Source organism: Streptomyces sp. NBC_00448 (assembly GCF_036014115.1).
GTDB lineage: Bacteria > Actinomycetota > Actinomycetes > Streptomycetales > Streptomycetaceae > Actinacidiphila.
Genome location: NZ_CP107913.1, coordinates 9,582,073 through 9,600,628 on the forward strand (window position 1 = coordinate 9,582,073; position 18,556 = coordinate 9,600,628).

Annotated in this window: 15 protein-coding genes and 2 pseudogenes; 8 read left to right on the forward strand and 9 right to left on the reverse strand. The window is 67.7% G+C overall.

From position 1 onward, the window contains the following. Positions 1-26 precede the first annotated feature (26 nt). The 4 genes from OG370_RS41100 to OG370_RS41115 all read right to left on the reverse strand — a co-directional run bounded on the left by OG370_RS41100 (position 27) and on the right by OG370_RS41115 (position 2,893). Positions 27-521, reverse strand: a complete 495-nt coding sequence (locus tag OG370_RS41100) for an NUDIX domain-containing protein (RefSeq protein WP_328473629.1) — start codon at positions 519-521, stop codon at positions 27-29. 66 nt (positions 522-587) lie between these two features. Continuing rightward, positions 588-1,358: a transposase gene (locus OG370_RS41105; RefSeq protein WP_328473631.1), complete on the reverse strand. Its 771-nt coding sequence runs from the start codon at positions 1,356-1,358 to the stop codon at positions 588-590. 43 nt (positions 1,359-1,401) lie between these two features. Continuing rightward, positions 1,402-1,746, reverse strand: coding sequence for a VOC family protein (locus OG370_RS41110; protein ID WP_328473633.1), 345 nt, complete (start codon positions 1,744-1,746; stop codon positions 1,402-1,404). Positions 1,747-1,846: 100 nt separating this feature from the next. Further along, entirely contained in the window at positions 1,847-2,893 is a 1,047-nt protein-coding gene (locus tag OG370_RS41115) for an aldo/keto reductase (protein ID WP_328473635.1), read from the reverse strand. 868 nt (positions 2,894-3,761) lie between these two features. On the opposite strand from OG370_RS41115, the gene OG370_RS41125 reads away from it, so the two are divergent. Then, the gene (locus OG370_RS41125) at positions 3,762-4,523 is read left to right on the forward strand and encodes a hypothetical protein (RefSeq protein WP_328473637.1); all 762 of its coding nucleotides are present in this window, start codon (positions 3,762-3,764) and stop codon (positions 4,521-4,523) included. Further along, complete coding sequence (locus tag OG370_RS41130; RefSeq protein ID WP_328473639.1) at positions 4,520-5,038, forward strand: hypothetical protein; 519 nt, start codon at positions 4,520-4,522, stop codon at positions 5,036-5,038. Before OG370_RS41125 ends, OG370_RS41130 begins: the two co-directional genes overlap by 4 nt. 256 nt (positions 5,039-5,294) lie before the next feature. Here the strand turns inward: OG370_RS41130 and OG370_RS41135 are convergent. The 3 genes and pseudogenes from OG370_RS41135 to OG370_RS41145 all read right to left on the reverse strand — a co-directional run. After that, a pseudogene (locus OG370_RS41135) lies at positions 5,295-5,517 on the reverse strand (transposase); the annotation flags it as partial. 26 nt (positions 5,518-5,543) lie between these two features. After that, positions 5,544-5,876 carry an integrase core domain-containing protein gene (locus OG370_RS41140; protein WP_328473641.1) on the reverse strand — a complete coding sequence of 111 codons (333 nt, stop codon included), beginning with the start codon at positions 5,874-5,876 and terminating at the stop codon, positions 5,544-5,546. Next, positions 5,857-6,576, reverse strand: a pseudogene (locus OG370_RS41145) (IS30 family transposase); the annotation flags it as partial. The pseudogene OG370_RS41145 and the gene OG370_RS41140, both read right to left, overlap by 20 nt. A gap of 77 nt (positions 6,577-6,653) precedes the next feature. Here OG370_RS41145 and OG370_RS41150 point away from each other — a divergent pair. From OG370_RS41150 to OG370_RS41160, 3 genes are all read left to right on the forward strand, one after another. Next, positions 6,654-7,064, forward strand: a complete 411-nt coding sequence (locus OG370_RS41150; RefSeq protein WP_328459253.1) for a transposase — start codon at positions 6,654-6,656, stop codon at positions 7,062-7,064. A gap of 5 nt (positions 7,065-7,069) precedes the next feature. Further along, entirely contained in the window at positions 7,070-8,158 is a 1,089-nt protein-coding gene (locus tag OG370_RS41155) for an IS3 family transposase (protein WP_328473643.1), read from the forward strand. A gap of 235 nt (positions 8,159-8,393) precedes the next feature. Next, positions 8,394-10,793 carry an AAA family ATPase gene (locus OG370_RS41160; RefSeq protein WP_328474884.1) on the forward strand — a complete coding sequence of 800 codons (2,400 nt, stop codon included), beginning with the start codon at positions 8,394-8,396 and terminating at the stop codon, positions 10,791-10,793. A gap of 13 nt (positions 10,794-10,806) precedes the next feature. Here OG370_RS41160 and OG370_RS41165 read toward each other — a convergent pair whose 3' ends face one another. Together OG370_RS41165 and OG370_RS41170 are read right to left on the reverse strand one after the other, a co-directional pair. After that, entirely contained in the window at positions 10,807-11,811 is a 1,005-nt protein-coding gene (locus OG370_RS41165; protein ID WP_328467945.1) for a DDE-type integrase/transposase/recombinase, read from the reverse strand. A gap of 20 nt (positions 11,812-11,831) precedes the next feature. After that, positions 11,832-12,212: a hypothetical protein gene (locus OG370_RS41170; protein ID WP_328467943.1), complete on the reverse strand. Its 381-nt coding sequence runs from the start codon at positions 12,210-12,212 to the stop codon at positions 11,832-11,834. A gap of 102 nt (positions 12,213-12,314) precedes the next feature. On the opposite strand from OG370_RS41170, the gene OG370_RS41175 reads away from it, so the two are divergent. From OG370_RS41175 to OG370_RS41185, 3 genes are all read left to right on the forward strand, one after another. After that, positions 12,315-16,169 (forward strand): hypothetical protein, encoded by a 3,855-nt coding sequence (locus tag OG370_RS41175; RefSeq protein ID WP_328473645.1) that lies wholly within the window; start codon positions 12,315-12,317, stop codon positions 16,167-16,169. After that, positions 16,117-16,767, forward strand: coding sequence for a hypothetical protein (locus OG370_RS41180; RefSeq protein WP_328473647.1), 651 nt, complete (start codon positions 16,117-16,119; stop codon positions 16,765-16,767). The genes OG370_RS41175 and OG370_RS41180 overlap by 53 nt, the downstream gene beginning before the upstream one ends. Positions 16,768-16,992: 225 nt before the next feature. Continuing rightward, positions 16,993-18,450, forward strand: a complete 1,458-nt coding sequence (locus tag OG370_RS41185; RefSeq protein WP_328473649.1) for a restriction endonuclease — start codon at positions 16,993-16,995, stop codon at positions 18,448-18,450. Positions 18,451-18,556 lie beyond the last annotated feature (106 nt).

Here is an 18,556-nt window from a genome sequence, read left to right on the forward strand (position 1 = left end):
CCGCCCCCCGATACGGGGCTGCCTGCTCAGACGCCGAGCCGCACCGGCGTTGCCGGAGGGCCGGCGGCGACCAGCGCGGTCAAAGGAGTCGCGAGGTCGCGGGGGGAGAAGAGATCGCTGCCCGCGTACGAAGCGATCTCCTGCGGGTGCCACCACTTCAGTCCGCGGATGGCCTCCGCGGCGAGCTGCTCGTCGGACAGGGACCCGCGCGGAGTGAACGTGGCGGTGCGCACGAGGAAGTAGTCGTTGCTGACCCCCTCGTAGCCAGCGGCGTACCCGGGACCCACGACTTCCTGGTGCCAGACGTGCGGCGGATCGGCCCCGAGAACCAGCCCCACCTCCTCGCGCACCTCACGGCGGAGCGCGGCAAGGGGCGTCTCACCCTGCTCGATCCCGCCGCCGGCGGCCGCCCACACCACCCTCCCCGCGGGCCGCGAAATGACGTGACGGCACAGCAGGATGCGGTCCTCCTCGTCGAGGATGAGCGCACGGACGGCATGACGCAGCTTCACAGACGGCATCCCGGCACACTAAGCGTTGTCCCGTAAATGATCTACGGTGCGCTTGCTGACCTGCCTACTCCTACGTCACCCGGCCAGGGTGAGGTTGTGAAGGCGGGCGATGCCGAGGATGGCGTGGTGGACGCCGTCGCCTTTGAGGCGGCAGTCGCGGAGGATCTTCCAGGTCTTCATGCGGGCGAAGGCGTGTTCGACGCGGGCGCGGACTTTGCGGTGGGAGGTGTTGTGTTCCTCTTTCCAGGCGGGAAGTTCGCTCTGGCCGGCTTTTCGTCGGTGCGGGATGATCAGGCCGGTCCCCTGGTAGCCGCCGTCGGCGATGACCGTGGCGCGGCCCACCGCGGCCCTGGCGCCGGACTCCTCCCATGCTTTGCAGTCGTTGCGGTTGCCGGGCAACGGCGGGCCGACTGCCACGACAAGCCGGGTGTCGGCGTCGATGACCACCTGGTGATTGGTGGAGTAGCGGTAGTTCTTGGACTGCGCGGCGACGCTGTGGTCGCGGGTGGGGACCAGCGTGCCGTCCACGATCAGCACAGTGTCCTTGCGGAACCGCTTGCGGGGCTCAAGCGCGAGCGCCGGTCCGAGGTGGTCGACGATCCGGTCCGCGGCGGACTTCGACACCCCGAACAGCGGGGCGAGTTGGCGCAGGGTGAGGTTGGTGCGCCAGTACGCGGCGACCAGCAGGACCCGGTCCTCCAGCGGCAGGCTCCAGGGCCGGCCCTTGCGCACCGGGTCTGCACCCTCCCGCCGCAGTGCAGTGATCAGCTTGCTGAACTGCCGCGGGCTCAACCCACTGAACGGGGCTATCCAGGAGGGCTCCGACGCCGTGATCACACCAGACACAGCATGATCATCTCACCGGTGGCCAGCAGTTACGGGACAACGCTTACTCGGCGGACTGGACTTCGACCACGCAGAAAAGGTTGTCCTCTGGATCGGCAAGCACCGTCAGGCGCATGCCGGGGTGTTCGTCGAGCACTTCCCAGCGGAGCCTTGCCCCGAGGGCGGTGAGACGGTCGACCTCGCCCTGCCGCTGCCCCATGCGACACGGAAGTCGAGGTGCGTCTTCTGATCGCCGCCGGGTGTTTCGGAGCTGCGGTGGAAGTGGAACCGGAGACCGTCCGCGGCGTCGGTTTGAAGGAGGACGTCGGAGTCGCTGCCGGCTGGTTCTCCTCCGACGGTGCAGACCCAGAACGCGGCGGGTCCGCAGCCTCGATGGTGATGCTGCCATGGTGAAGTGCCGAGGTGCTCAAGGGTGATCTCCTCATCGGGTCGGGTTCAGATCGCGGGTGGGATGGATCCGGAGAATCGAAGCATGAGTCGAGCGATGGTCAGATGACGGGAACAGGGGGAGGTTCGAGCAGCGTGCGGTCGCCGTCGAAGCCGCAGCTCAGCGCGGCCGCGACATCCTCGTGCGGGGTTCCCAGGCGTACCGCGCTGACATCGTCCAGGTGTTGATAGTGATGGTCGCCGAGTTCGAGGTGGAGAGACTCGAGGTATTCCTCCAGTTGCGTCAGGGTGCGGGGGCCGACGATCGGGATCAGCGCCGTCTGCGCGAGTGCGGCCCGGCGGCGTAGCCAGGCCAGGGAGACCTGAAGCGCGCTGGCGCCGACCTCGTCGGCTATCGCCAGGACGGCGTCGACGACGGCGGTGCGCTGTGCGGTGGCCTCGATCGCGTCGCCGCGAGCGGTGAGCCTGCCCTGTCCGCCCTGTCGGTACTTGCCGGTGAGCAGACCTCCGGCCAGCGGGGAGTACAGGGCCACGCCCAGGCCGTGGGCCTGCGCCATGGGCAGCAGTTCCCGCTCGGCGGATCGTTCGGCCAGGCTGTATTCGGTCTGGATGCCGACCAGTGGAGCCTGAGCGCGCAGGTCCGCCCGGACCGCGGCGCCGGCGACCCGCCAGGCCGGGAAGTTCGACAGCCCGCCGTGCAGGATCTTGCCGGATCGGATCAGGTCGTCGAGCCCGGCCAGGATCTCCTCGACCGGGGTCGTTCCGTCGGGAAAGTGCGGCATGAAGACGTCCACGTAGTCGGTGTCCAGACGGCGCAAACTCGCCTCCAGGGAACGAATCATGATCTTGCGGCTGTTGCCGGTGGTGCCGGGGCGGGGCTGGGCCTGCCTGGTCCCGCCGTACTTGGTGATCACCACGAAGTCGTCGCGTCGGCCACCGAGGAGGCCGCCGAGCACGGTTTCGGCCTGTCCGTCCTGGTAGAGGTTGGACGTGTCGAACGTGGTGCCGCCGGTGCCGACGAAGGCCTCGAAGATCTGCCGCGAGCCCTCGGGACCGGCGCCGGCGTCCGAGGTGGCGAAGTTCTCCGTCCCCAGCACGTACTCCGAGACTCGTAGTCCGGTCAGTCGGCCGAAGGTCTGGTAGCGCATGGCGGCTCCTGAAAATGTCGACCAAGGTCTGCACGGGCCCGTCCTTGCACAGGATCGCGTCGGTGAGCTCGAAGAGGGAGTCGGCGCGGGCGTACAGACATCGTAGAACTCGACCCGAAAGCGGGACAAGACACCCAACGCATCACCGGCGGAGCCGGGGACAGACAGACTCATACGCAGCGGCCGTTCTCTCGTGCTTCGTTACTCGACATCTCGAAGCGTGGAGAACGGCCGCCTCGGCTGTCCCGGAAAGAACCGCAGATCAGCAGGTCGGGTGACCTGCGAGGTTAAACATCAAGCTGAGACTGCGGTGCCTGTCGAAGAACTCGCCGGGGAGGCGGGACGGGTGTTGGAGCATCGGGCCGATGGGGGGCCTGCATGCGGCGTTGACGGTAAATGCTGCTCGTCCTGAACGGGTCAGAATTTCGACGGAGTGCATCTTCTCCGTGTGGATCTGAGGGGCAGGAAATAACCGTAGAAGTTGTCCGTTGAGAGGCGGCCGTCGGCTCTCGATGGATCGACATGTGCCTTCGCGAAGGGCTTGAATCTCAAGGAACCCTCAACTCCTTACCTTTGTGGCGCAGGTCACACCGTAGGCTGTATCAACCGATTTTGCATGCTTTTTCAGCTGATCTGATACTGACATAATGGCTCAAATTGGTTCACTGTGATCCGAAGTGACAGGGCCTGCGATCGGTAAAGAAACTCCAAGGATATTCCCTCGGGTGGTGGGCGGAACCTAGCGTCCCTGTTGGCCGTCGCGACGCTTCGTAATGGCTCCGTCACGATATTTCGCCGGGTGTTTACATCGCGATGGACATGGTTTCCGGCGTACTCTCACGAGAGGATTTTCCTTATGGAGAGACCAATGCGTCGTGCCCTGGCTGCTACAGCGGCCGTTGGCGGTGCGGCGTTACTCGTTTGCTCCCTCGGTGCCGGCACTTCTGCAGCGCTCGGCGCGCCGGGCTGCGAGCAGGACACCTGCCCGACGGCTTCTCCGACGCCCACCCCCACCGAGACGACTCCCACTCCGGCTCCGACCGATGGGAGCAACGACGACGGTGACAGTGGGGTCATCGAGACGGCTCCTCCCGCCACGCCGACCGAAACGCTGACGGATGCTCCTACCGACCCCGCCGGTACGGCCGCTGACCCTGCTGCCCCAACGGACGGCGACATCTACAACGGTGTCAGCCCGGATGGGATCTATTGCATCCCCGGCGGGTGGTACACACCGACCAAGATGTACGGCAAGTACATGAGGCCCGTCGGCGCCGTTCAGTCCGACGTCAACAACACATCCCGCAGTGCCACCGTCACCTTCAATGCGCAGGCCTCGGCCACCGTCGGCGTCAGCCTCAGCAGCAAAATCAACGTCTCTGTCGGAGCGCTGCTCGCCAAGATCAAAGCCGAGTACGAGATCACGTTGAGCGCATCGGTCACCGCGTCTCTCAGCAACTCCATCTCCACCACCATTCCCGCGCACAAGACGGTCAATGCGGAATACGGGGTGTGGCGCAGCAAGTTCACCGGGACCACGCACTACCAGTATGCCGACTGCGCGGTCACCAGCCACGTGGTCACCGCCTACGGCCCCTACCGGGTGGGTTGGTACCTGTGGGAGGGGTGATCCGCTCCTTCGCCGTGGCGGTGTCCGCACTGGCGATCGCGGCAGGCATGGCAGGCTGCACCTCCGCCGGGCACCCGCACGGGACGCCGAAAGAGTCGACCGCACGGTCGGTCCGTTCCTCGGGGATGCCATCTGCGACAAATCCGTCGCCGACGCCTTCACCAGCTGGGCAGGCAGAAGGGAATCCCGGGCGGCCGTTGCCCCTGCCCGAGCATCAGAAGGTCCTCTACCAGACGCAGGGCAGGCGGGCCTCGGCCAACCTCGCAGTGCTGCCACAGATCCCTCGCGGAACGCTGGGCATCGTGGTGCTGTGCAACGGCCCTGGACGAATTCTGATCCGCCTCAGCGGCATCGCTTCTTTCGGTGCCGCCTGTGGGTCGGGCCCGGGTGTCTACAACGAGATCGCGCTCGGTAGCGTGAAGAAGAAGGTCGCCATCTCGGTGACCGGATCGATGAAGAACGAATGGGCTCTGACAATGGGTTGGACATCGGTGATCGATAACCCGGCCAGCTGACAGAGAGAAGCCCGCGTGGGGGGATGCCTGCACGCAGGCCCCAAAACACGCGGGTGAGCAGGGCGCCAGCGGTTCGCCTCGGTGGGCTCCCTGAGCGCGAGATGGCGGACGCGGGCAGCAGGGGCCGATGCAGTTGCAGGTCTCTGCGGCGAGCCGCTACTGCCCACAGCCCGAAATGGGCGCGGCGGGGCGGTGGCACTGGGAGGGCGACACGCTCTGAGAGGGCGTTTGATCTAGGTGGATTGTTCTTTATCTCCTAGTACGTTCCTCGCCAGGTGGGTGTCGTCTCGTCCGTTTATGCGCTTGGTGAGGTTGTCGATCGAGGCGACGTGGATCATGGCTTCGGAGCTGGCGGGCAGCGTCTCGTAGTCGCGGGCGAGGCGCCGGTGCATCATGATCCATCCAATACTTCGCTCGACAACCCAGCGTCTTTTGACCACATGAAAGCCGCGGACTCCGGGGTTCCTGTTGACGACTTTGAACCGCCCCGGGTTCGGTAGAGACCTCAGATTGTGGTTTTGACCTGGGGTTTTGTGAGTTCTGTGTAGTAGTTGGTCTCGTACTCGACGGGTGGGACGTGGCCTATCTCACCGTGTAGTCGTCGGTGGCAGTACCAGTCGATCCATTCGGCGGTGGCCAGCTCAACCTGGGAGAGGGTCTTCCAGGGCCGCCTCGGCTTGATCAACTCGGTCTTGAACAGGCCGATCGTGCTCTCCATCAGGGCGTTGTCGTACGCATCTCCGACAGATCCGATCGAGGCCGCGATTCCGGCCGCGCCCAGGTGTTCGGCCAGCTTGAAACTGGTGTACTGCCTGGACTCAACCGGTCGTTGCAACACCGGTCTGTTGGAGCAACCGTACCTGCTCGTTGAACGCCTCGGCTGGTGTCCTCCAACCAAGTGTCTTGCGGGGTCTGGTGTTCAGCGCGTGAGCAACGGCTTCGATTTCTTCGGCGGACCAGCGCGAGAGGTCGGTGCCCTTCGGAAAGTACTGGCGCAGGAGCCCGTTGGTATTCTCGTTCGTGCCTCGCTGCCATGGGCTGCGCGGATCGGCGAAGAACACGGGGATACCGGTCTCGACCCTGAACTGCGTGTGTGCCGACATTTCCTTGCCGCGGTCCCATGTCAGCGACCGCGTCAGCTGCTCGGGAAGCGTCGACATCGTGTTGGCGAGTGCCTTCTTCATGGAGATCGCTCCGTAGCCGGCAAGTGCGGGGCCATTCTTCGTTCGAGGGATCGTGCCGTATCCCTCTTCGCGGGGCAGATGAACCAGCATGGTGAACCGGGTCGACCGCTCGACGACGGTGCCGATCGCGGAACGCCCCAGCCCGATGATCAAATCCCCTTCCCAGTGGCCGGGGACAGCGCGGTCCTCGGCCTCGGCGGGCCTCTGGCTGATCAACGCCTCTGGCGTGACGTGCGCCCAGGTCTTCCGCCGTGAACGTGCCCGCGGCGCACGCAGAGCGCGACCGGTCCGAAGACACAAGATGAGCTCGCGTTTCAGCGCTCCGCGGCCCTGAATGTAGAGGGCCTGGTAGATCCCTCTCTGGCAACGTAGGTCGAGTCAGGCATACTGGATGATTCATTGAGCCGAGGGTGGAGAAGGAGAAGTGCTTGGTGGCCAGTACCAACGACCACGGGACCTCGGATCCGCAGGTGACACCCCGCTCGGCGGGTCATCGCCGGTACTCGGCGGCGTACAAGGCAAAGATCTTGGCCGAGTATGAGGGGCTCGACAAGCAGGCCAAGGGTGCCTTGCTGCGGCGCGAGGGCCTGTACTCGTCACTGATCACAACCTGGCGCCAGCAGCGGGACAAGGGTGCAAAGGAGGCGTTGGCCGCGCCGGCGGGTCGGCCGAAGGCCGATCCGCGGGACAAGGAGATCGCCCGGCTCGAGACCGAAAATGCCAAGCTGCAAGCCGAGTTGGGCAAGGCCCGCACCGTCATCGAGGTGCAGTCAAAACTCTCCGCGCTGCTCGACCAGTTCGCCACGGACAGCGCCACGACGAACAACGGCGAGAACACGTGACCCCGGTGGAAGCGGCGGCCGCTGAGGTGGCCGGCGACCTGGGCGGGTCGGCCTTCGAGGCGGCCCGCGCGGCTGCCCTGGACAAGCTGTCCCACCTGGTCGGCCGGGTGAAGGCGTGCGCCGCGCTCGGCATGAGCCGGGCGACCTGGTATCGCCACCACCGCACGTCCCCGCCGCCGGTGAAGCCGACCCGGGAGCGTAAGCGCGATCCGCGGGCCCTGAGCGAGGCCGAGGAAGCGGAGGTGTTGGCGGTGTTGCGGTCGGGGGAGTTCGTCGACATGGCACCGGCCGAGATCTACGCGGTGTTGCTGGACCGGGGCACCTACCTGTGTGCGGAGGCGACGATGTACCGGATCCTGCGCCGGCACGGCGAGGTCCGTGAGCGTCGGCGCCAGGCCGTCCATCCGCCGCGCAAGAAGCCCGAGTTGATCGCGACCGCGCCGAACCGGGTGTGGTCGTGGGACATCACCAAGCTGAAGGGCCCGTATCCGGGCAGCTATTTCTGCCTCTACACGATCATTGATATCTACAGCCGCTACACCGTCGGCTGGATGATCGCCGCATCCGAGAACAAGGAGCTCGCCGAGCAGTTTCTGTCCTCCACTATCTCCAAGTACCCCGTTGAACGGGGGAAGTTGACGATCCACTCCGACCGGGGATCGCCGATGATCGCCCACAACGTCGCGCAGATGCTCAGCAATATGGGTGTCACCAAGTCTCACTCGAGACCGAGGACGTCGAATGACAACCCGTACTCGGAAAGTCAGTACAAAACCCTAAAATATCGGCACGATTTCCCTGACCGGTTCGGCTGCATCGAGGACGCCCGCACCTGGTGTACCGGCTTCTTCGACTGGTACAACCTCACCCACCGACACTCGGGGATAGCGATGCACGCTCCCTACGACGTGCACTTCGGTCTCGCCGACCAGCTCCGCGAGATGCGCGCCGACGTCCTCGCGAGCGCCTATCAACAACACCCCGAGCGGTTCGTCCGCAGACCACCCGAGCCCCCAAAACTTCCCGAGGCTGCCTGGATCAACAAACCGGCCGACCTCCGACACCACGATCAAACGATCCCGGCCCAGCAATAGATCGAACTACCTGCCTTGATCACGTTGACAGGTTCCGCCAGGCTTGCTCATCGATTCGGCTACCCGGCGGGTGCAGGCGCGATCTGAAACAATTCCCGGTGACTGAGGAGGGGACATCACGGGAGCACGACCGTCCAACGCCGGTGACGACTACCACTTCTGGTGGGCCTCTAGGCGGGCCCTGGCCCTGATCGACCCGGCGAGCACGCTACGCGTGCTTACGGTCGAGGGCTTGGTGCACGTCGATGATCCCGATGACACCTATGAGGCAGCCGATGTCGCCGAGTACTTCGGCGGCGAGGACGCCACGACGGCCACCGCGCTCGTCATCTCCCAGCTCAAGCACAGCACCACCCGCCCCGACAAAGCGTGGACGGCGTCGCGGCTGTGCCAAATCAAGCAACGCACCAGCTCGGTGACCGGCAAACCGACCGGCACCGCCCGCGCGATCATTCGCGACCTCGCCGACGTCTGGACCAAGTTCGCCAAGGCCCACGGCCGAGACTACGCACTGCGTGTTCTGACCATCCAGCTGGTCAGTAACCAACCGGCCGACGCCCGGCTGGCGCGGGCGGTCGAAGCAGCCAAGAAGGCCATCGCCGCCACCCGGGGGACTCTCCGGGCGGCTGCTCTGCTCAGCGCGCTCACCGACCAGGATCGCACGGTCATCAACACGCTCTACCAGAGCCTGAAGGGCGACCTGGGCAGCGGCGGCTTCTGCGACTTCCTGACGGTGCTGGACCTCTCGGACTGCGGACAGCAGGGCCGCGTGAGCCTTGAGCTCGCCGTCCGCGTCGCGATGTCCGTCCACTCCCCGGACCAGCCCGACACCTCCGCGCTGAAGCTGTTCGACCTCATCCGGCGGCACGCCCTTCCCGACCTCGCCCACCGGCCCGGCATCCGCCGCGCGGACGTCCTGGCCGCCCTCGGCGTCCCCGGAGCCCAGACCCTCTACCCGGCCCCGCCGATGCTGGCCGAGGTCGACGACCCGCTGCCCGCGCCCAGCGCCCCCGAGATCGCAGCCGCGGCCCTCGCCGCACCCGGCGCGCGGGTCCTCGTCCACGGCGGCGCCGGAGCCGGCAAGTCCACCACCATGACTCAGCTCCAGGACAGCCTGCCGCCCGGCTCGTTCGTCGTGATGTACGACTGCTTCGGCGCCGGCGGCTACCTCCAGTCCGGACAGGGCCGCCACAGCCCGCGCAGGTTCATCACCCAGGTCACTAACGACCTGGCGAAAACCTGCGGAACCCCGCTGCTCCTGGAAGCACCCCGCGACGAGGAAGACCTGTGGGAGCAGTTCACCCGCACGCTCCAGCAGGCCGTCGACACGCTCCCCGAGACCGGTCGTCTCGTCCTGGTCGTCGATGCCGCGGACAACGCCGCCACCGCCGCCGAACGTAAGCGGGAGCGAGGCTTCCTTCCGGGGCTGCGCGACCTGGGCCTGCCCGACCGGACGAGCCTGATCCTCACCGCCCGCTCGCACCGCATCTCCCAACTCACCGAAGGCACCACCGCGACCGTCACGCTGCGCCCCTTCGACCCCGCCCTGTCCGGCGCGCACCTGCGCCGCTACGCGCCCGGCGCCACCGACGCCGAAGCGGCGCTCTTCCACGAGGCGACCGCAGGAAATCCCCGGACCCAGTTCTACGCGCTCAGCGTTGCTACGGCCCAAGGCGACGGGATCCCCGGCATCCTCGCCCAGTGCCGCACCACTCCGGATCACCTCTTCGAAGACCTGGTCAATTCGGCACTCCAGACCACGGGCACCGACGCGGGCGGCCTCCGATGGCTCGCGCTCCTGGCTGCCCTGTCCCGCCCCGTGCGGATCGAACCGCTCGCGCAGGCCCTCAACGTCACCACCGCCCAGATCACCGCCTTCGCCCACGGCCTGCAGCCCGGTGTCACCCTCGAAGGCGAAACCATTGCCTTCCGGGACGAGGACTTCGAGGCGTACGTCATGGGCGTGCTCACCGACGACGACCTCCGCGAGGCCCACCACCGCCTCGCCGACCTGTTCCTGGCAACACGCGCCACAGATCCCGACGCTGCCACGCACGTGGCAGACCACCTCTACGACGCCGGCCGCGGGGACGAAACCATCGACCTCGTCCTCGACGAGCCCGCGCCCGCCGGCATCCCGGACGGTTTCGACCGCCTCGATGTCCGCGACCGCCGTCTCGACCTCGCCCTGCGGGCAGCAGCCGACAACAGCACCGGCGTACAGGCCGCACGCCTGGTCATCCGAGCCTGCACGGCCACGTTCTCCACCACCGCGCTGACAGAACTGCTGCGCACCCGACCAGGCCTCGCCGCCCGCTACAGTAACCGCCCGACCCTCGCACGCCGCCTGGTACGCGACACCTCGCAGCCGTGGCTCGGCCCGGCCCACATGCGCGCCGCAGTCGTCCTCGCCCACGACAACGCCACGCACGCGCAGGCCCGCGAACACCTGCGCAACGCCGAAGCATGGCTGCAGCGCCGAACAGACCTGCCCTCCCACGAAACCTGGGGCTGGTCCCTGGAACCCGAAGACCTCGCCGCCGGAGCGTACGCCCACCACCTGCTGTCAGGCCCCGGGGCTGCGGCCCACTGGCTCAGGCGTTGGACCAGCCCCGGAAGATTTCAAGTCCAGTGAGACAGTTGTGATGCTATGAGCTTTGTGGTGTTGGTTCTCGGCGCTTGGCGGGATCGTTGATCCAGGCAGTCCGGGGTATCTCGGGTGGCCGGGGGCGGCGCCCGAAGCGTTCGGGGTGGTGTGCGTATGCCTGAGCGAGGGTGGCGGCCCGTTGGTCGCGGACCTCGTCGGCGGTGCCGAAATGGATGCTGGCGGGGGTGTGCCAGGCGATGCCGGAGTGACGGTGCTCGTGGTTGTAGTAGGCGATGAACGCCTCGAACCACTCACGGGCATGGGCCAGGGAGTCGAACCTTTCCGGGAAGTCCGCCATGTACTTCGTGGTCTTGAACTGGGCCTCGCTGTAAGGGTTGTCGTTGGAGACCTTGGGTCGTGAGTGCGACCGGGTGACGCCCAGATCGATCAGCAACTGGGACACCTTCTTGGAGGTCATGGACGTGCCGCGGTCGGCGTGCACGGTGTTGGGCACGATGCCGTTGAGGGCGATGGTCTCGCGGATCAGTTCCTCCGCCCGCTGGGCGGACTCGGCGCGTTCGACGGTGTGGCCGGCGATGTACCGGCTGAAGATGTCGATGATGACGTAGGCGTGGTACCAGACGCCCTTCGTCGGTCCGGCGACCTTGGTGATGTCCCAGGAGAAGACCTGTGACGGGCCGGTGGCGACCAGTTCCGGCACCACCCGGGGAGGGTGGGTCGCCTGGCGGCGGCGTTCACCGCTTTGGCTGTGTTCCCGCAGGATCCGGTACATCGTGGAGACCGAGCAGTGGTAGCGGCCGGCATCCAGCTCGCGGGCCCAGATCTGCGCGGGCGGCAGTTCCGCGTACTCGGCGCTGTTCATCAACTCCATTACGGCCAGGCGCTCTTCGGCGCTCAGGGCGGACGGCTGGGCGCCGGCCGTGCGGGGTCGGGGTGCGGCCGGTGGCCGCAGCCGGCGGTAGTGGGTGGCGCGGGAGCGGCCGGTCAGTCGGCAAGCGGCCACGACACCTAGCTCGGTCTCGACGCCGTGGAAGGCGTCGTTCATGACCGGGGCGGCGGCAGACTTCAGTCCGCGCCCCTGGAGATCATGTCCAAGAGCGCGGAAGCTTTTCCCATGACCTCCAGGGCGGCCTTGTTCTGGGCCAGTTCCTTCTCGAGCCGCTCCACCCGGCGACGCAGTTTGTCGTTCTCCGTCTCGGCGTCCGACTTCTTCGGCCTCGCGGGGCTCGTGCGGCGGTCGGCCAGGTTCTCCAGGGCGCCGGCGTCCCGAGCGGCCCGCCATTCCTTGACGTGAGAGTGGTAGAGGCGCTCTCGGCGCAGGATCGCACCCTTCTCGTTCTTCGGGGCCGCGTCGTACTCGGCGACGATCCGCAGCTTGTACTCCGGGCTGAAGGAGCGACGCTTCGGCCTGGGCGCGGGATCGGGCGCGGGATTCGTGCTGGTCATGAGGGGATGGTTCTCCTGTCGGTGCCCTCTCAGGCTAACCCGGCAAAGCCGGATGTCTCACACAAGGCTGACAGAGAGGGCCCCGCCGACCTGCTCGACACCGTGGCAGCCCTCGCCCTCACGACCGCCCCCTCCACCACTCCGCGGCAGGCACGGGTCGACCTCGAGTCCCTGAACATCCCGCCGCTTTACCACGCCACCTTCATCGCGCATCTGAGCGACCGACTCGACGCCTCGGACAGGGCCTGGATCGACGGATGCGTCCAGGCATGCCTGGACAGACCAGCCGCACAGGCCTCCACCTGGCAGGTCCAACTGTGCGAGAGCGCCGCCCAGCACGGCGACCGCACCCTTGCCCGGCGCCTCACCGAGCGCTGGCTCCGTCCCACCTACGACTTTCCGTCCGAAATGCGGCACTCGCAAGCGGGCACCGTTCTGGCACTGCGCCAGCACGCCCTGCTCGCTGTCCTCGACGGCCGCGACCCGGACATCACCGCCTGTCTGCCCAGTCACCTCCGAACAGACCCCAATGACCGCACCGGCAGCGACCGCCACTCCTACAACCGGCGGCAATGGCTGGACCACGCCACCCCGCTGCTGCGTATGTGCATGCTCCGGGCACGGGCGCTCCTCGCCGAGGGCGCCGAGGCCCTCCCGTCCGCCATTGCGGAGGAACTCCGGCGGCAGGACGACAGCGTCGCCCACCGCTGGTTCCGCGGCGCGAAGACGTACCGGGCGTGGGCACTGCTGGCCACCGAGGCGATCCTCGCCGCCGGCGCGCACACCAGCGACCCCGGTTTGCTCCACGACCTCGCCGACCGCGGCCCGGTCCTCGTCCACGGCCAAGCCCCCTGGCTGTGGCTCGACATGGCCGCCGCCCTGAACAGCCGCAACACCGACCCGGCCCTCGCCGCAGACCTGTGCGAACGGGCAGCCATCCACGCCCAGGAACACCAGCACACCGCAGCGGGTCGCGTCGACCTCCTCGCCACTTGCGCCCAGTATGCCGGGCAGGTGTCAGCGCACCTCGGTGAGTTGTACTTCGCCCGTGCGACGGAAGCCGCCGCAGGGATCGACGACAACGGTGCCCGCCTGCTGAGCGCACACGCCCGCCTTGCGGCCCGGGGCACCCCTGCTTGCTCCGAGCAGCAGGCGACCGACCTCGCCGAGCGACTCCTCGTGGCAGGGGAGGCCGCAGCCGACCATGCCGCGGACGAGGACGCCGTCCCTTACCAGAACCTGCTGCACGCAGCCGCCGCCCTCAGCCCGGCCACCGCCTTCGCGGCCGCGAGCCGCTGGGACGACGAAACGCGCCACGCCCTTGCGGACGCCGTCACCCCGCTGATCACCGCATCCGTCGCCACCGGATTCCTCACCCCCCAGGACGCCTCTTACCTGCAGCACCTGATCGACGACCCCGAACAGCGGACCGCAACAACCCTGATCCTTCTCGAAGCCCTGCCCAGGGACGCCCAGCGGATCAGCCTGGCCCGCAGGGAACTGCGACGCACCGCCCGATGGCTGCGCTCCAGCGTGCCCGCGGTGCAACAGCCCGGTCTCGCCCAGGACGTGCTCGACTGGGCGCAGGACAACCGCGTCACCGACAGCGAACTGCACGCCATGCTCGATCCGGTCATGCCGTTCCGGACCGATGACGAGTTCTCCCAGCGCCGCCGGCAGGCCTTCGCGAGCCGCATGCGCCAGGCCAAGGAACCCGCCGTCGGCGCACCCGCATGGAGGCGGCTCGCCGACAGCGCCTTTCTCAACGGTCTCCTCCAGACCTACCCCGACCGCCAGGAACTGGCGGAGCTCATCGCCGCAACCGTGCACAACACCCCACCCCAGGAGCGCCTCCAAGCCCTCGACGCCACGCTCGCCCTGATGGGCAACCACGAGATCGACGCCTGCGCCGTCCTGATGGCGATCGCCGAACTCATCCGCACCTGGCAGGCATGGGCCGGCGTGCGGTCCTGGGCCGCCCAGGCACTGCCCGGCATCCTGAACCGCCACCTGCCGGAGCTCACCCACGGCGCCGTACCGGGCCTATTGCTGGCAGCGCTCAGCGCCTTCGCCACGACACAGACCCTCCGTGGCGACCTCCTGGCCGCGATCCACGAGCACCGGCCGCACCTCACGGCCGAACACATGCTCAACCTGGCCCTGGTCTTCGCCGAACTCGCCGAACCGCACGAGGCGGCCGACGCTGCCGCCCGTGAACTCCGCACCTTGGTCCCCGCCGCAACGCCACCCGGCCCGAACCTGCCGCCGGCGACCACGCCGGCCGACGTCATCGGCTCGCTGCTGTGGAGCGCGTTCGGACATCAACGCAAGGCTGTCCGCTGGCAGGCCGCCCACGCCGCCCGCGGCCTGCTCCTCGACACCCGCAGCCCTCTGTCCCCGGCCCTCGCCGACCGCCTGGCCGCATGCCTGCACAGCACCACCGCCGGAGCTTTCCGCAGCCGCGACCTCCACTTCTACTGGCTGTCGGCCCGTGTGTGGCTGCTCACCGTCCTACAACGCGTGGCCGACGACAACCCTGCCGTTCTGGCCCGCCACCTGCCGGTGATCGCCGCGACCGCCACCGACCGCACCCTCCCGCACGCCCAGATCAGGGAACTCGCCCGCACCACCGCGCTCACCCTTGCCGCAGCCACCCCCGGATACGACACCGGCGACCTCGCCTGGGCGAACCGCCCCACCGCCTGCCACGCACCCCGAGGCCGACACCGCCCCCTCGGAGACGAGAACCGCAACCGGACCGGCGCCCGCTACGCCTTCGATGCCACCGATACGCTGCCGTACTGGTTCACGCCCCTGGCCCGCGTCTTCGGGGTGGACATTGCGGAGGTTAGCGAACGGGCCGAACGGTGGATCGTCGAGGAGTGGCAGCTCTCCGAGGACGACTGGATGGCCGACATCCGGGAGCTGCGCGACGAGGAGACCGCCGGACGCATGATGCACCGTCACGGGTCCATCCCGCCGGAGGAGGGCCTCCACCTGTACATGGAGTACCACGCCATGATGCTCGCCGCTGGCGAACTGGTGGACTGCGGAACCCCGGTGAGTATCGGCAGGTACGACGAGGACGAGCACGACCCGTGGATGTACTGGCTCTCCGGGCATCTCCCCGTGTCCGCCACCGCCTGGCGCGCCGACCTGCGCTCCGCGATCCCGGCAGAGCCCGCCCTGTTCGGCACCCGGCCGCTAGACAAGTGGCTCGGCACCCGGCCCGCCGACTTCGACGCCCTGCTCGGCCTGACAGAAGGCGCCCTTGCGGAACACGTGTGCGTCGCGGCGAGCACCGACGTCGCCCATCCCGACGAACGCGGCACCGTCTCGATCAGATCGGCACTCGTCGGCCCGGCCCACGCACGAGCGCTCCAGCGCGCCCTCCAAGCCGCGAAGGACCTCTGGTCGTGGAGACTGCCGATGCAGGGTGACACGGAAGCCGAGGTCGAGCACGGGCCGTTCCGGCTGCGCGGCTGGCTTGCCGCGGGCACCTACGAGCGCGAGAGCCTTGACGGGCTCGATCACCAAGCTCGCGGACTGGCCTGGGAACTCCCCCTGCCAGGCGACGAGTTCCGGCAGTGGGCCGCGTGCACCGTCGACTCCACCGGAGACGCCCTGCTCGATCCGACGGGACGCCGCCTGGCACGGACAACGCTGTGGTCCGACGAGGACTTCGACGCGCGCCACCGTATCCAGCGAGTCCAGTCCTCGGGCTACCGCACCACCGTCGGCCGCTGGCACCTGCTCGGATTCCTCGCCGCCACCGGCATGCAGCTCATCGTGGAGGTACAGATTGACCTCAGACCGGACGGCCCCGCAAAGGCCCGGACCCAGCGAAGCAGGCTCTACCTCGTCGACGGAGCCGGGCGGGTCAGTACTCTCCGACACCGACCTGATGAAGCTCGGCGAGAAGATCCTCCACGAAATGGACGCCACCGCAACCGGTGACACCCTCACAAGGTGGCTCGCCCACCACATCGCCGACCTCATCACCACGGCCGACCATGCACAGACGGCCGGAACGGCAGAGGAGGCCGCCCACGCGGCCGAGCAGTGCCGCCGTGCCATCCTCGACCTGTGGGCGCACCGCACCGCCTGGCCGAACGGGTGGCCGCCGCCGGGAGCTAGGCGAATGGCGTCGATCCTGAACAACATCGACGAACCTGCTTTCGGATTCCAGCAAGGCAGCAGGCTCTCTGCACTTCAGCGACTCCACCACCAAGTCCTTGCGGCACTAGCCGACGAGGGGACTGCAGGCGAACCAGTCGACGCCGAACAGGACTGGCTCAAGTCCTACGGACAGCTGCTCGACGTCGACGAGCACGCGCTGCTGGCGCTCTATGCGGGCCGTGACCACCGCGCAGGCGCCTCCGCCGAAGCACCCAGGGCGAAGGAACCTACCGACGCGGACCCCCGCCCGGACGGGCCGACCCGTCCGATACCACAGGTCCATCGCGCCGTGGAGCTGGCAGACAGGTATCGCCAGACTGTCAGCTCACTGCTCGCGGATGACGCCAAGGACACGCCGCCCAAGCCGCATTGGTGACGGAGTAGCGATCTTGAGGGGGTTGGTGACTCTGGTCTGGTGTCCCGGGTGGGATCTTTTAGGCGGACAGAGTGGGGGAGGAGCGGGAGCCCGCTGCTGCTGGTCGATCGGATCCTCCTCAGCCCCAGCATTCGACACCGCAGCAGGTTCGGCACCCCGTGAGTTGCCTGCGGATGGTCCTCCTCGGGGGCGGAAGCCTGCTGTCCAGGCGCAAGAATGACGGCCGTGAACGATGGCGAACTGCGGGACCTGCTGACGCGATACCAGCAGCTGAAGGACATGCCCAAGGGGGCGGAGACCCACCGCGGGCAGCGCTTCAATCTCTTCCTGCGCGATCTGCTGCGCGCCTGGGGGCTGGAAGCGCACTCCGACCAGCGGGGCATCCGAAACCGGGACGAGACCGATGTGGGCTTCTCCGTAGGCCGCGCCTACTACATCCTTGAGGCGAAGTGGGAGCGCAAGCCGATCAATCTGGATCCAGTCGCGAAGCTCTATCTGCGGCTGAAGGTCCGCCCACCGGGAACGGCCGCCGTTCTCGTGTCCATGTCCGGCTTCACCAAGCACGTCCACGAGTTCACCGAGTACCACCCCGAGATCACTCTCCTGGACCGCACGCACATCGAGGCCATGCTCACCGGCCTGGTCGACCCCGACCAGCTCCTGCACTTGCTGTTCTCCTGGACCAGCCGGCGCGGCGGCTCCCACGTCCCGCTTGAACGCCTCATGCTCAACCCGTATCCGCCGGAGCTCCCGCGCTGGACGGATCCGAGTGGCAAGCCTGGCGTGTCCTACCTGGCCGATGGCGTGTGCGCCCAGGCGCTGCTGGTGACCGACGAACCTCCTGCGCTCACCTTCACCGGCATGACCGCAACTGCCTATGGCGCCATGCTGCTCACCTGCGACCAGGGCGTGATGCGCCTGGACCCGGACACGAGGAAGACCAACTGGGAGTTCCCACTGAGCGGCTGCTCGGGTTCGGCCCTTCTCGGATCGGAGGCCAGTTTCTTCACGGCGTGCGAGTCCGCGGTTGTGCGCTGGGACAGCCGTGCCCTGACGGCTGTGGCCGGCGCGTTCAAACCGCACAGTCAGCTACTCGCGGGACCGGACGGCGAACGTTGGATGTTCTCGACCACCGGCCCTACCGGGCGTGTCTGGAACGGATCGCACACCCTGACCCGCCTCGGCAGCCGCGCGGGGGAGGAGAAACCTCACCCGATCGAGTTCGGCGGCCAGATCAGGCAGGCCGCCATCACCGGCCGCAACACCCTGTACATCGCCTCCAGCTACTTCGCGGGCGAGCTGGACATCACCGATGAGATGCGCCTGGACCTCCCGCCGGATTCGGACCAGGCGTTCCAGGCCGCTCCCCGCCACCGCCCTGACCGCCCGCGACGGCGTGTACTACCTCCTGCTGCACGCGTGGGACTCGGACTGGCGCCCCCACACCGCCCTCACCCGTCCAGTGCTCCTGCGCATCGAACTACCCGGGAGCACGGCGTAGGGCCACCGCGCAGGGCGGGTGCACCCCGGCCAATCGCTCCAGAGGAGGCGGCCAGCGCGTCACAGTGGCACCGGTCCGCGGCGCCGTCCGGGCGGAGGGCACGTCGGTCCTCCGGGAAACACGAAGCCCCCGGCGGGTGCCGGGGGCGATGGTGGTCGTCCGTGTGGAAGCGAGGCGGGTGACGTGGTGCGGTCAGCGGAGGCGGCTGTCGGAGCAGAAGGAGGTTGGCGTGCTCTGGGTACCGGTGGAGTCGGAAGAGACGGTAGAAGTGCAATTTCGGGGCGGATG

What these genes read in the sequence shown, in the direction of transcription:
- OG370_RS41100 (WP_328473629.1), bottom strand. Translation starts at nt 521, where the DNA reads ATGCCGTCTGTGAAGCTGCGTCATGCCGTCCGTGCGCTCATCCTCGAC.
- OG370_RS41110 (WP_328473633.1), bottom strand. Translation starts at nt 1,746, where the DNA reads ATGGCAGCATCACCATCGAGGCTGCGGACCCGCCGCGTTCTGGGTCTG.
- OG370_RS41115 (WP_328473635.1), bottom strand. Translation starts at nt 2,893, where the DNA reads ATGCGCTACCAGACCTTCGGCCGACTGACCGGACTACGAGTCTCGGAG.
- OG370_RS41125 (WP_328473637.1), top strand. Translation starts at nt 3,762, where the DNA reads ATGCGTCGTGCCCTGGCTGCTACAGCGGCCGTTGGCGGTGCGGCGTTA.
- OG370_RS41165 (WP_328467945.1), bottom strand. Translation starts at nt 11,811, where the DNA reads ATGAACGACGCCTTCCACGGCGTCGAGACCGAGCTAGGTGTCGTGGCC.
- OG370_RS41170 (WP_328467943.1), bottom strand. Translation starts at nt 12,212, where the DNA reads ATGACCAGCACGAATCCCGCGCCCGATCCCGCGCCCAGGCCGAAGCGT.
- OG370_RS41180 (WP_328473647.1), top strand. Translation starts at nt 16,117, where the DNA reads ATGAAGCTCGGCGAGAAGATCCTCCACGAAATGGACGCCACCGCAACC.